This window comes from Shuttleworthella sp., from assembly GCF_057251025.1.
The window spans coordinates 1-13517 of the sequence record NZ_DBHIDN010000015.1; the positions used below are offsets into that span (position 1 = coordinate 1).

Sequence of the window (13517 nt, forward strand, 5' to 3'; positions counted from 1 at the left end):
CCCGAGACCTGATCTCATCATCCGACAGGCCGATTTGCTCCAGGACATTGACGAAAGCCTTTCTGTCACCCGGTCTCCGGGCAATCTGCAAGCCATAGAAAACCTGTTCCAGAGCCCGATCTCTGTCAAGCGCCCCATTCTCTACGCCCCATATCAGGATATCCGAAAAAGGTCCTGTCGCCGGCACATTCACGGAAATTCCCACTTCGATATGCTCGCAAAACCTTCCTAAAAGCTCCTCTTTTTCCAGGGAAAAATTCTCATCAAATGTATCGTCCTTCTTTCGGATTCCCAAAATCACTGCGGCTCCGGCTGCCCAGTCCTTCATATAGTCCACAGATTCGGGGATGGCAAGATTCATCCGATGAAGCAGTTTTAAGGACAGCATGCCAAGACGCGACAGGGAATGCTCCCAGCTTCTCCTGTTTGCTCTGGATGCGGCATTGATAAAGTTGATGGCATAGCTCTTTCCGCGAGCCTCAATCGCTCTCAGAGCAACTTCACTGGATCGGCTTACAACATTTGCGGCTCGTCTGGCATCCACGCCCACGCGGATGGCAAAAATGGCGAGCTTATCCAGGTCTGCATCCACCACAGGGACAAAACCGTAGCTATTGGGGGACAACTGCTTGATTTTCGTCCACTCTCCGGATTTGAGTCCTTCTCTCGCGATCTTTTCTTCATCCCGCTTTCCTGTCCCAAGCTCTAGAATATCGTCAAAATCTGTCTCCTCATATCCCAGAGAACGATAGATTTCCACTGCTTTTTCAAGTTTACTTGCCATAGGATATTCCCTTTTTCATTTTTACTGCCAGGATGTGCTTGCAGGGTCCTCTGCTGTTTTGATGCCGCAGGTACCATCTGCAGGTGCACTTTGCATCTTCTGCTCTTCCGTCAACAGGATAAATGACCCTGTAATCCGCATCGCCGGATCTCACATGCCATATATTGTCTTCTATATATGTGGCGCTTTCCATCAGCTTTTTTGCAGCCAAAAGCCTGGGGTTATCCCCCAATATTCTGTCCGGATCATCAGGCAATTCCCTGTGGAAAAAGGCATTCTCTCGAACGTCAAAGCCGAGCTTTCCAGAAACTGCCAGAAGCTCTATGGCATCATCCATATCCTCTTTTATGATCCCCATTGATCTGGATATGCTGTCAAGATCAAGTTTCGGCTCGAAATTCAGCACATCATCAATCCGATCTGCGTATTCCAGTATTTTAGGATCGGAAAGGGAATCAAGAAGCGCCCCCTCGCCCGAATAGCCCTCGTAACTCTTAGCGGTTAAGCCCAGGGTTATATTGGCGCCCGGCATACAGACTTCAAGCATCATCTGTCCGGCTTCATCAGGCGCATAAAAATAAACAGCATCTACATGACGCATGATACGCTTTAGGGCGCTGAGTCTGTGAAGGCCATGAATATAAACACTGTTTTCCCCCTTCACGGATTTTAAGACCACGCCGTTTTTTGTGGCCGTCAACCATCCGGCCTGCTCCTTTCCCGTAGCGGGCGGCAGCATGGCAATAAAGGCCTTTGCCTGCATCCCCTCCACATGGAAGCGGTACTTCATCTTCTGATACAGCATAGCCGTGTTGCCCAGGGCTCGAATCCAGCGATTCGGCATTTTTACAGGGCGTTGGATCAACATCTCCGTCAGCGCAGATCCGTCATCAGACTGCCTGCTGTGAAATGTCCTCCAGCCATCGCCGCCAATTCGGAACTTCAGGCGATCCTGGTCTCTTAGCTGCAAGAGGGATTTTCGCAAGTCATTACCAATATCCACATTTGTCGTGCCATATCGAATCTCCCCCTCTAAAGCGCTTTGAAAGAGATCCATTCTCGCATAGACGCCGTTGCAGGCAGAAAAACACTCCGCCCTGAGTCTGTCTCCCTGGGCGGAGAGAATCGGATCCTTCTGTCCCACCGGTACGTACTTGAAGTATCTGCTGCCTGCAATATCTGCCAGCACCAGGAGTCCCCCTGAGACCACCAGGGGGTTCGCAAGCTCTCCACTGAAAAATAACGGATTCTCCTCCACCCCTCCCGGTGTGAGAGCCGGCGCTATGGATAAGGATAAATTGCCGTCCGTAAGACTTGATCCCCTCTTAAATCCCCTCATGGTCTCCCCCTCGGCAACGGCTGTATTTCATATTGCCCTGGATCTTAATATCTGAGCCTGTAATCTTTCTTAAGCATCATTGTAACAGAAATCCATCTGGCATCTTATAGCTTTATTGCCATATCGTACTTTCTTTTTGGGGTACAGCATACTTCCTGCGCTTTTGAATGCCCATAATAAGGAAGATGATGCCGCAAATCATCAAACCTGCATCAATCACCACACTAATCCAAAAGGGAAGTCCTTTTGGCTGCACATAAAACAGTGTTTGAATCAACATGGCAAGCCCCAACACGAATTGCTGTATGCCGATAGCAAAGAAATAAAAATAACGTTTGCTCACTTGTTTTCGAAGCTCCGTGTTTTCAGAATAGATTTCCAGCGGGCCGTCGGCTGCGTTCTTCCTCAGATACACCCTGCCGGCGTACTCAGCCACAACCGTAATTCCGGTCTGCTCAAGAAAATCCAGGTATGCCTTTTTCTTGTCACCGGTGTAAGCGGGCAGATCAATCTTATACTGATACTTGGCCGGGGAAACATCCTCAAATGCGTATTCGCCGCCATGATAACCGATGAGCATCAGTCCTTTTTCTCCCTGTTCGTTCAGCCATTCTTCTTCCTTTTGAACATCCATAAAAGTCTTTTTAACGATGGTCTTCATGAGATTGCCTCCTTCATTTTCTCTGCGTTTTGCAGGAGTTCTTTCAGGCGGATGAGTTCTTTTTCAAAGAACTGCTTCCCTGTATCCGTGATGATGTATTCGATTTTTCTGTCCTGCGGATGGTCGTCCCGCGCCTTGATCCAGCCCTTCTTCTGCAGGGTATCCAATGCTCCGTAGAGGGAACCGGCGCCAAGTTCCACCCGCCCGTCTGTCATTTGTGCAATGTCTTTCATCAGGGCGTAACCATGTGCCGGTTGATGAAGCCGCAACAGGATATAAAAGACAGATTCGGTAAGAGCACCGCTGTTTGCTGTTCTTCCCATTCCTTCTCCTTTCTAATACGAATTTCGATGTATCTTTATCTGTAATATATCATAATCCGTAATAGTTGTCCATAGGCCGGAAAGAAAAATTTGAATATTTTATCCCATATTTCGGAACTTCGCCGTTCTCTTTTGCAATCTCTTGCCGAAATTGAGAACCTTGTCAGAGAGTCGTTTTGGAACGTGTACCGTCCGGGATGCAGTGAGCATTATGTGATCCATGTGCTGCGTGATGATCCGGCTTTCATCAAGGAACTTAATTTCGTCATGGAGCAGGATGGCAGGCTGATCGGACAGAATATGTTCATGAAGACGATTATCAAAGCCGATGACGGCAGGGCGATCTGTGTCCTGACGATGGGGCCGATTGGCATCACGCCAGAACTCAAACGCAAGGGTTATGGAAAGGCACTGCTTGAATACTCTCTGGAGAAGGCGGCAGGACTCGGCTATGGCGCTGTTCTGTTTGAGGGCAATCTCAGTTTTTATGGTAAGAGCGGTTTTGATTATGCACGAAAGTTCAATATCCGGTATCATGACCTGCCGGAGGGTGCGGATGATTCGTTCTTCCTCTGTAAGGAACTGATTCCGGGATACCTTGAGATAAAGAAGCATATAATGGGTCAGTTTTCAAGACAAAAATCCGAGATTTTTATAATGAACTGATATCCATAGTTATGAGAGTATTGATACCCTGGGGTACTGATGTTCAAGCTATATCCCTGGCTTCCTCATAAAGCATTGCCGGGTAATACACAGAAGCAGGCGGTACATTCCCGATCGCCGAATGACAGCACTCGAAGTTGTAGGTATGGATGTACTCCCTGACCGTAGCTCTGGCCTCCTTGATGTTGTGCCATTCTGTCAGGTAGGCTTCCTCATACTTGAAAGAGCGGAACCACCGCTCGATCTTGATGTTGTCAGCCCAGCGGCTCTTGCCGTCCATACTCTGACGTACCTTGTTAGCCTTTAGAAAATCTTTGTAGCCCTGGCTGGTGAACTGGCAGCCTTGATCCGAATTCAGGATCTCCGGTTTTGCCACCAGGAAAGCTTTCTTACATGCTTCAATACAAGAGCTGGCGTCCAGTGTATCATCTAGATCCCAGCCAACGATGCAGCGGCTATACCAGTCAATGATAGCTGTCAGGTACAGGAAGCTGTGCTTCAGCGGAATGTAGGTTATATCAATCGACCAGGCTTGGTTAGGCCGGGTGATATCAGCGTTACGAAGCAGATACGGAACGACGGCAGCATGCTGAAGGCATTTCGAGAGGTTCGGCTTCGGATAGATCGGATCAATGGCCATCTCAGTCATCCACTTCCGGGCTTTCTTACGCCCGATATGATATCCGCGGCACTTCAGTTGGGCGGACATCTGACGAGCTCCCCAGGTGGGATTATCTGTATGGAAGTGATCCATAATGGCCTTGCACTCAAGTTCAGTATCGGATACCGACTTGGCTCCATAGTAGATGCTGGTTCGGTTGATACCACAGAGATCTGCGGCCATGCTGACCGGAATCTCAGGCTTGTCAGTCTTCGAACGGAGGCTTCGGACTAAATTTACTCTCGTAGTCAGGTCCAAGCATTTCTTCAGATTTTTTTTTGAGCCAGTCCACCTGCATGGTGAGCTGACCGACCTTCCTGGCATAGGCTGCTTTTTCCTTGCGCTCTTCGCTGAGCTTCTCCTTGATGTTTTCCTCACGGGAATCATCGAAGACCACGGAAGCCTTCTCTAAGAACTCCTTCTTCCAGTTCCTGAGAAGATTTGGCTGGATGTCGTTCTCAGTGGCGATGACATTCAGTTCTTTCTCGCCCTTCAGAACTTCGAGAACGAGGTCGGACTTGAACTTTGCTGAAAAGTTTCTTCTTGTACGGGACATAAATGACTCCTCCATGTGTGGTATGTTTCAAGCATATCAGATTCATTAAAAACCGTCTTAAGAAGTGTCTTAATTTACGGAACCATTATAGCAGACACCAAAATGATGGACAGAAAGCCACGTTATTCCGTAAATGTAGGGAGCCAGGTTAATCTGGCTCCCCTGTGCTATATGCAACTATTGTTTCTGATAAACCGCAGCAAGCTAAATGTAGCTGTTGCGGTCTAATATTACTTCACTTGTGGAAGTCATAAATACCGTCTGTTCACTTACCTAAAACAGCAGATCGCGGTGTTTGTGGCTTTCTTGTCTGTACAATAACGGGGAAAATCTTAAATGATCAAGTAATAAAGTGTTTAAGTTTTACAAGCTGTTTTTGAAAATCTCAAATCCAGCCGTGGTGGCTGGCACGAATTATTCTTTTCGATTGGCCGCAGCTTGTAGGAAGATCGAAAAGAGAATCGCGCCAGAAACTGCATAGCTTGCAGCTGTCATTCCAACTGTTCCGAATAGGAATAATGGAACAATCGAAAACAGTAGTGAGATGACGCTGCAAACAAATATGGTTTTTCTGAGATTGGCAGCGTTGTCAAATCTGAACAAGGCAAATACACCGAGCAAGATTATCAAAATCGTTAGGACGCCTGTCAATAACGGTGTGAAATTTGCATACCCTACTGGGAGCAGACTAAAATATGAACACACTTCAATAGTTCGTTCGGTTGGACTTGTTGCAAAAACCATAACAGCACCAATCGGTAGTATCTCTAAAATTAACGCTATACCTTGTAACGCAAGAGCGGACAGATGATAGGCTCTATTCGTTGCTTTCATTGAATCCCTCTTCTTTCGTGTGTAGATGTAAAGAATTGCTATTGCAACAATGATAAGACCCAGCGTCCAGATATAACTTTGACTTACCCCAAATAGCGGTGAAATTATGAAAGCGATTCCAATGATGAAAAGGATTGCACTTATTACTCTTGCAAACATACGCTTTGAATAATTCAGCGACTCCCCAATAATACTGTCAGCCTGCTCTTTTATATCTACCTCCTCTATCCTTTTCCCAGACAGCAATTCGGTGACGGAAACGCCTAAAACATCTCCAAGCGGTTTTAACAATGAAGTGTCAGGAAGTCCTTTTCCTGTTTCCCATCGTGAAATTGCTTTATCTGTTACCATAAGCTTTTCGGCCAATTCTTTTTGTGTAAAACCCTTTTGTTTTCTGAGATCGGCAATAAAGCGACCTGTTACATTTTTGCCCATATTCTTGCCCCCTATTTAATTATATTTTATCCAAAAGGACTTAGAATCGAAATCTATGAATCGTAGAGTTGGCACTTTTTCAGTCTTCAAAGGGGATATTCTTAAATCTTTCCACATTACTATTCTGTTTTATGAATCAGCCGGATCCTGAATATTGCGGGGCGGCGGAGCCGCCTGTCCGGTGTGACGAGAGCCACCTGTCCGGACAGATGGCTCCGAAGGGGCCGGAATAATCAGCTTACGTGTTGATTACAACCGTTATTTTAATGGATAATGGATCTAAAAATGAAAAAGAAATTTCTACTCTCCCAGCCTAGAAATCGCGCGAGCGAAATTTAACCTTTCAATTCAGGGAAAAACAATGAATACAAATGACTACACCATTCGTTTAGAAAGATCCGAAGACTACAGAGCAGTTGAGAACCTTGTCAGAGAGTCGTTTTGGAACGTGTACCGTCCGGGATGCAGTGAGCATTATGTGATCCATGTGCTGCGTGATGATCCGGCTTTCATCAAGGAACTTAATTTCGTCATGGAGCAGGATGGCAGGCTGATCGGACAGAATATGTTCATGAAGACGATTATCAAAGCCGATGACGGCAGGGCGATCTGTGTCCTGACGATGGGGCCGATTGGCATCACGCCAGAACTCAAACGCAAGGGTTATGGAAAGGCACTGCTTGAATACTCTCTGGAGAAGGCGGCAGGACTCGGCTATGGCGCTGTTCTGTTTGAGGGCAATCTCAGTTTTTATGGTAAGAGCGGTTTTGATTATGCACGAAAGTTCAATATCCGGTATCATGACCTGCCGGAGGGTGCGGATGATTCGTTCTTCCTCTGTAAGGAACTGATTCCGGGATACCTTGATGGTATCACCGGTGTATACCAGACACCGCAGGGGTATTACGTGGAGGATTCTGACGTTGAAGAGTTCGACAAAGGATTTCCGCCCAAGAAGAAGTTGAAACTTCCGGGACAGATTTTCTAAACGAAATATGGGCTCCTCACTACCGGCAAATGCGTCGGTGGCGAGGAGCCTTTTTATGCCACTCTGCCGGTTGGCGATACACTCAAATGAACTTTTGAATCATTTAGCATATTTTTATATTCGTTGCAGAGAGATCATCTCTATCTATATTTTCCCCGATTTTTTATAAAATCCCAATTTTCATATATTACCCACAAAATAGTTAAAACTATAATTGCATAAAAAGCAATTGAAGGCTTCAAAAAATCAAAAGGAATTATCAAGAATGAAACCATACCTAGAGTAAGCATCCTCTTTCCAATAATGTAACAAACTTTATGAGGATCTAAATCAGAATAATCTCCTGCAATAAACATAATTACTGTACTAGGATGGCTTGTTTTTTTTATAAATAATCCAAGCGAAAACATTATGCAGCCATATATTATATTGAAAATCAATAATTCTAAACTGTTATTCATGAAATTGGGGGTGCAGACATTTTTTAGACAGCCACACCCAACTCCTTTCTATATTTTTTTATACATATCGCTGCAGCAACTAGCAATACGCTCCACATAATAGGTACGATTATCGAGCCTGCACACAAGATTGAATCTGATAAATTAGTTTTACCTAATGAATAATGAAATTGTGCCGTGTTGATCAGTTTCGCAAAATAGTATGCGGCGATGCTGTTTGAATCTGCTGGATTAAAAATCCCATAAAACCATAAGTTTAATCCATTACCTAAAATATAAATCCCATACATCACCAATGTTGTCACAATAATTTTCCTAAATACTACAGATAAGAAAAATGACAATGTAATGATGTATATTATATTCAAATTTACGCATATTAAGCTGGTAATAAAAAACTTATAATCTTTATTTCCACTGAATATCTGTGCTATCACAAAAATAATCGTTAATACTGGCAAAATTATGCTTAATAAGCTTATGAATTTGGAGATTATCACATTTTTAAAGGAATATCCCAGTTGCTGATACCATATGTAAACTCCATTTTGGAAATCCTTACAAAAAACCGACACAAAAATGTATGTTAGAATTAAGTAACTAAATTGGGTGAAGGAGTTATACAAACTCAATAACAAAAACCGCGAATCGCCCTTTGAAACATAATAAATATTATTAAGAATGATGCCCAAAAATGCTATAAGAATCAAAAGAGCTATACTTAATAGTAAAATATGGCTCCTATAAACTCTTCTAACTTCTATTTTTAATGTTCTCATATTCGCTCCTATTGAATTGTTAAATTGATCTTCATTAATGTTCGCACAAAAACAAATTCAATTTATCTATAGACATTTCTCCTGTGTACAGGAGAAATTCTTTTTTATTCTTGTCAAGCACGTATACATTTCCACCTAGTTCAATAACATCCTCTAGATTATGCGAAGTATGTAAAATTAACAGCTTCTCTTCTTTTACTAATTTTATAATATTTGATAAAAAAAATTTTCGATTTTTATAATCCAGTCCATTGCATGCCTCATCCAGTATTAAAATACGCTTCCTTGCAGAAAGGGCCATAAATATTTCCGCAATTCTTTTCTGTCCTGTACTCAATTGACTGATTTTCTGGCTTTTAATAGTTGCTATAATATCTGTTAGTGTCTCGAAATTTTTTTTCATGTAATCGATATCTTTTTGGCCTATAAAATCCAAAATATCTATCACTTTTAACTCTGGAGGAGGCGATATGTAATCTGAAATAACGGCAATATTTTTTTTAACCTCGACCGGAACATGGCCACTTAAAGGCCTCAATTCACCTAGCAGTGTCTTATATAATGTAGACTTTCCTGTTCCATTTTCTCCAATGATATGAGTTATCCTCCCCATATCAAATGATAATTCCACATTGTTACATAGCGTTTCATTTGCTTTATAACCGATAGAAATATTTACATTCATAAAAAACCTTTTCGAAAAAACCTTTCATTGGCCTATAGCATAAGGCATATTTTCTTGGATCGCTTAAGCTGTTAATCTAAGTTCTGTCCTTCACTCCAATGATGCAAAATCTCTAGTGATATCTTACTTTTTTATTATATCATGTTAGATATTCGTCCAGAATAGAGATTTTTTCAGTGCATTGTATACCACTGTATGTTAACAGCCAAAATCTCCTGTTCGTTTGGTGGTTCGTTTGGTATAAAAAATACACTTTCATATTTCAACTGATTCTGCGGCAAGGAGCCCCCGAAACTGTCTTCACAGTTGCAGGGGCTCCTCACTCTCAGCGAAGCATGATTCACTTGACCTCTGGCTGCGCCGGCTCATCTCCGGCATCTGCCATAGCGTTCTCGATCACCTGGTCGATCAGGTCCCAGATATCCTCCCTTCCCTGTTTGGTCAGAGATGAGAAGGGGATGAGGATGTCATCACTATCTGCTCCCAGGGCTTCCATAATTTGCTTGATCTGGCTCTGAAGCTGCGACCGTTTGATCTTGTCCGCCTTCGTTGCGATCACAATAGCCTGGTAACCCATGTAGCGGATCCAGTCAAACATCTGCTTGTCATTGGCGCTTGGCTTGTGGCGGATATCCACCAGGAGGAAGACAGCCGCCAGCCGGTCGGATGTGAGCAGGTAATTCTCAACCATTCTGCCCCAGGCCTCTTTCTCCCTGGCAGAGGCCTTGGCAAATCCATAGCCTGGCAGATCAACATAGTAAATCTGATCATTGATCTTATAGTAATTAATCGTCTGCGTCTTTCCGGGCTGTGAAGAAGTCCTTGCCAGAGATTTCCGGTTCATAAGGGCATTGATCAGGGAAGATTTACCCACATTGGACCGGCCGGCAAACGCCACTTCGGGCAGGTCATTCTCAGGCAGAATGGAAGTGACACCCGCCACCGTCTCTAATTCCGCGCTGCGAATGATCATGATCCGCTCGCTTTCTGCGTCAGTCGCATCTTTTCATCGACCATCCGGTCTGTGACCGTCAACTCCTTGATGGCATCATCACTCGGAATCTCATACATGGAATCCATCATGACATTCTCCATAATCGACCGGAGACCTCTGGCCCCGGTCTTTCGCTCAATCGACTTTCTGGCGATCTCGCGCAGGGCCTCATCCGTGAAGACGAGCTTGGTGTCGTCCATCGCGAAGAGGGCCTCGTATTGCTTGACCAGGCTGTTCTTGGGCTTGGTCAGAATGCTCACCATATCCTCTTCCGTCAGCTGGTTTAAGGCCACATTGATGGGGACGCGGCCGATGAATTCGGGGATCAGGCCGAATTTCACGAAGTCCTGGGGCATGACCTGTTTTAGGAGTTCCCCGATCTTGCGGCTCTGCTTGTCTACAATATTGGCCCCAAAGCCCATGGACCCGGCCTCAATGCGCTGTTCTATGATCTTCTCCAATCCGTCGAAGGCGCCTCCGCAGATGAAGAGAATATTGGTGGTGTCGATCTGAATCAGCTCCTGCTGTGGATGCTTGCGCCCCCCCTGGGGAGGAACGGAAGCGATGGTTCCCTCGATGATTTTGAGCAGGGCCTGCTGTACCCCCTCTCCCGAGACATCTCTTGTGATGGAGACGTTCTCGGATTTCTTGGTGATCTTATCGATCTCATCGATATAGATGATCCCCAGCTGGGCCTTATCCACATCGTAGTCTGCGGCCTGAATCAATTTGAGGATGATGTTCTCCACATCTTCTCCGACATAACCGGCCTCGGTCAAGGTAGTCGCATCCGCAATCGCGAAGGGGACGCCCAGGGTTCTCGCCAGGGTCTGCGCCAGAAGTGTCTTTCCGCTTCCGGTGGGGCCCAGCATGAGAACATTGGATTTCTGGAGTTCAACCTCAGACCGGTCACCCCGCATAATCCGCTTATAGTGGTTATAGACTGCCACCGAGAGCACCTTCTTGGCCTCATCCTGGCCGATGACATACTCGTCCAGAAAATCCTTGAGTTCCTTAGGCTTCTTCAGGTTGATCTCAAAATTCCCCTTGGGCTTTGAGAAGTGTCCCTCTTCAGCGAAGTCCTCATCGATGATCTCTGCGCAGATGTCGACACACTCATCGCAGATATAAGCTCCGTTGGGCCCGGCAATCAGCTTGTGCACTTGCGACTGGGGCTTGCCACAGAAGGAACAGCGCACCTCACTGTCTTTTTTCTTATTCGCCATGTTACTCCTTATCGGTGATAACTATCTTCGGCCCAGCAGCTCAGCGGCGGTCGATAATCTGGTCGACAATGCCGTATTCCAGTGCCTCCCGGGCATCTAAGTAGTGGTCCCGCTCCGTATCTGCAGCGACCTGCTCGTAGGTCTTCCCCGTATTGTCCGCCAGAATCTGATTCAACTTCCGCTTGGTCTTTAAGATGCTCTCGGCAGCGATCTCGATCTCAGTCGCCTGCCCCTTGGCCCCGCCGGAGGGCTGGTGGATCATGATCTCGGCATTGGGAAGGGCATACCTCTTCCCCTTGGCTCCGCCTGCCAGCAGGAAGGCTCCCATGGAAGCAGCCATGCCCACGCAGATGGTTGATACATCCGGCTTGATGTAATTCATCGTGTCATAGATAGCCATCCCGCAGGTCACCATCCCGCCCGGGGAGTTGATATAGAGGTGGATGTCCTTTCCGGGGTCCTCAGACTCCAGGAAGAGCAGCTGCGCCACAATCAGAGAGGCCGTTGTCTCATTGACATCCTCCCCCAGAAAGATGATCCGGTCCTTGAGAAGCCTGGAGTAAATATCATAACTCCTCTCTCCCCTGCTGTTCTGTTCAATTACATAGGGCATGGATGCCATAGAATTTCCCTCTCTTTCATAGAGAGACGAAATGCTCCCCCGGGGGAGCATTTCATCTCTGTGCCGATATGACGATGATTACTCCTCGTCCTTCTTCTCCTCGTCCTTCTTCTCTTCTTCCTTGCGCTCTACCTGCTTGACATTATCATAGATCAGGTCCACAGCCTTCTGAATCGCCAGGTCCTTCTTCATATTCTCCCGCTGGGTCTCATCGACAAGCTCCTTGACCTTATCCAGATCCATCTTGTAGGTCTCTGCCATCTTCTTGAGTTCTTCCTCGACATCCTCGTCGGAAGCGACAAGCTGAGCCTCCTTAGCCAGGGCCTCGAGTACCAGGGAGGACTTGATCCGGTTGAGTGCATCCGGGCGTACCTGCTCGCGGAACTGGTCCATATTCATGCCGGTGAACTGGAGATACTGCTGCATGGACAGACCCTGCTGCGCCATATTCTGGGAGAACTCATTCATCATCTGATCGACCTGGAAGTCCACCATGGGCTCCGGGATCTCCATCTGAGAGTCCTCTGCCAGCTTGGCAATAGCCTCGTCGGTCTGAGCCCGCTTGGCCTCATCCTTCTTGCGGCTCTCAAGCTTCTTTCTGACATCCGCCTTGTATTCATCCAGTGTGTCGAACTCAGAGACATCCTGCGCGAACTCATCGTCCAGCTCGGGAAGTTCCGTCGTCTTGACTTCATTGACCTTGACCTTGAAGCTGGCCGGCTTGCCGGCAAGGCTCTTCTCCTGATAGTTCTCAGGGAAAGTGACATGGACGTCGAACTCGTCTCCCGCCTGATGACCGATCAGCTGATCCTCGAAATTGTCGATGAAAGAACCTGACCCGATCTTCAGGTCATATTTCTCTCCCTTGCCTCCGTCAAAGGCCTTGTCATCGACAAATCCCTCGAAGTCGATGTTGGCCGTGTCATCCTTTGCAATCGGGCGCTCTACCGTAATTGTGCGGGCATTCTTGTTGCGTTCCAGCTCAATCTCGCTATTGACCTCATCATCGCTGACGTCCGTGTCGATCTTTGCCACCTCAATGCCCTTATAGTCGCCCAGCTTGACCTCTGGCTTCACGGCAACTTCCGCGGTGAAGATGAAGTTCTTTCCCTTCTCGATCTGCTCGACATTCACCTTGGGGGAAGAGACAATATCAAGCCCGCACTCGTCGTATGCCTTGGGATACTCGCTGGCAAGCAGGTCATTGGCGGCCTCATCGTAGAAGACAGAAGGGCCGTACATCTTCTCAACCAGCTGTCTCGGAACCTTACCCTTCCGGAATCCGGGAAGGGAAATCGACTTTTTCTGCTTCTGATATGCCCTCTCAAGAGCCTTCTCAAGGTCTGCCGCGTCAACCTCCACGGTCAGCCTGGCCATATTTTTCTCTAAATTCTCTACCTTAACGCTCATTTCCTGCTCCTCCTTGTCAGCCGCCGAGACGTATGGCGGGACATGCGATTTTCTCAGCACTTACAGCTGTTACACGCACAAGTGCACAAACAA

At 46.4% G+C, this 13517-nt stretch carries 14 protein-coding genes and 1 pseudogene; 2 read left to right on the plus strand and 13 right to left on the minus strand.

The window, feature by feature from the left end; all coding sequences use genetic code 11:
• The 4 genes and pseudogenes from ACO5R6_RS05080 to ACO5R6_RS05095 form a co-directional block, all read right to left on the minus strand.
• Nucleotides 1–784, minus strand: a pseudogene (locus ACO5R6_RS05080) (PRTRC system protein E); the annotation flags it as partial.
• Nucleotides 774–2123: an SWIM zinc finger family protein gene (locus ACO5R6_RS05085; RefSeq protein ID WP_485626107.1), complete on the minus strand. Its 1350-nt coding sequence runs from the start codon at nt 2121–2123 to the stop codon at nt 774–776. The pseudogene ACO5R6_RS05080 and the gene ACO5R6_RS05085, both read right to left, overlap by 11 nt.
• A 112-nt stretch (nt 2124–2235) precedes the next feature.
• A complete protein-coding gene (locus tag ACO5R6_RS05090) occupies nt 2236–2784 on the minus strand; it encodes a DUF2812 domain-containing protein (protein WP_485626108.1) in 549 nt (182 codons plus the stop codon).
• The gene (locus ACO5R6_RS05095) at nt 2781–3107 is read right to left on the minus strand and encodes a PadR family transcriptional regulator (RefSeq protein ID WP_485626109.1); all 327 of its coding nucleotides are present in this window, start codon (nt 3105–3107) and stop codon (nt 2781–2783) included. The genes ACO5R6_RS05090 and ACO5R6_RS05095 overlap by 4 nt, the downstream gene beginning before the upstream one ends.
• A 90-nt stretch (nt 3108–3197) precedes the next feature.
• On the opposite strand from ACO5R6_RS05095, the gene ACO5R6_RS05100 reads away from it, so the two are divergent.
• Nucleotides 3198–3773, plus strand: coding sequence for a GNAT family N-acetyltransferase (locus tag ACO5R6_RS05100; RefSeq protein WP_485626110.1), 576 nt, complete (start codon nt 3198–3200; stop codon nt 3771–3773).
• Between the two features lie 43 nt (nt 3774–3816).
• On the opposite strand, the gene ACO5R6_RS05105 is transcribed toward ACO5R6_RS05100, so the two are convergent.
• The 3 genes from ACO5R6_RS05105 to ACO5R6_RS05115 form a co-directional block, all read right to left on the minus strand.
• Nucleotides 3817–4758: an IS3 family transposase gene (locus ACO5R6_RS05105; protein WP_485626111.1), complete on the minus strand. Its 942-nt coding sequence runs from the start codon at nt 4756–4758 to the stop codon at nt 3817–3819.
• On the minus strand, nt 4640–4990 hold the full coding sequence (locus tag ACO5R6_RS05110; protein WP_485626112.1) for a transposase: 351 nt from the start codon (nt 4988–4990) through the stop codon (nt 4640–4642). The genes ACO5R6_RS05105 and ACO5R6_RS05110 overlap by 119 nt, the downstream gene beginning before the upstream one ends.
• 414 nt (nt 4991–5404) lie before the next feature.
• The gene (locus tag ACO5R6_RS05115) at nt 5405–6259 is read right to left on the minus strand and encodes a helix-turn-helix domain-containing protein (protein ID WP_485626113.1); all 855 of its coding nucleotides are present in this window, start codon (nt 6257–6259) and stop codon (nt 5405–5407) included.
• A gap of 361 nt (nt 6260–6620) precedes the next feature.
• Here ACO5R6_RS05115 and ACO5R6_RS05120 point away from each other — a divergent pair, with 361 nt between their 5' ends.
• Entirely contained in the window at nt 6621–7247 is a 627-nt protein-coding gene (locus tag ACO5R6_RS05120) for a GNAT family N-acetyltransferase (protein WP_485626114.1), read from the plus strand.
• A gap of 484 nt (nt 7248–7731) precedes the next feature.
• On the opposite strand, the gene ACO5R6_RS05125 is transcribed toward ACO5R6_RS05120, so the two are convergent.
• From ACO5R6_RS05125 to tig, 6 genes are all read right to left on the minus strand, one after another.
• Entirely contained in the window at nt 7732–8013 is a 282-nt protein-coding gene (locus tag ACO5R6_RS05125) for a hypothetical protein (protein WP_485626115.1), read from the minus strand.
• Nucleotides 8014–8521: 508 nt separating this feature from the next.
• The gene (locus ACO5R6_RS05130; protein ID WP_485626116.1) at nt 8522–9172 is read right to left on the minus strand and encodes an ATP-binding cassette domain-containing protein; all 651 of its coding nucleotides are present in this window, start codon (nt 9170–9172) and stop codon (nt 8522–8524) included.
• Nucleotides 9173–9512: 340 nt separating this feature from the next.
• Complete coding sequence (yihA, locus tag ACO5R6_RS05135) at nt 9513–10145, minus strand: ribosome biogenesis GTP-binding protein YihA/YsxC (protein ID WP_485626117.1); 633 nt, start codon at nt 10143–10145, stop codon at nt 9513–9515.
• Nucleotides 10142–11392, minus strand: coding sequence for an ATP-dependent Clp protease ATP-binding subunit ClpX (gene clpX, locus ACO5R6_RS05140; protein ID WP_485626118.1), 1251 nt, complete (start codon nt 11390–11392; stop codon nt 10142–10144). The genes yihA and clpX overlap by 4 nt, the downstream gene beginning before the upstream one ends.
• Nucleotides 11393–11432: 40 nt before the next feature.
• Nucleotides 11433–12014 (minus strand): ATP-dependent Clp endopeptidase proteolytic subunit ClpP, encoded by a 582-nt coding sequence (gene clpP / locus ACO5R6_RS05145; protein WP_485626119.1) that lies wholly within the window; start codon nt 12012–12014, stop codon nt 11433–11435.
• A gap of 78 nt (nt 12015–12092) precedes the next feature.
• Entirely contained in the window at nt 12093–13424 is a 1332-nt protein-coding gene (tig, locus tag ACO5R6_RS05150; RefSeq protein WP_485626120.1) for a trigger factor, read from the minus strand.
• Nucleotides 13425–13517 lie beyond the last annotated feature (93 nt).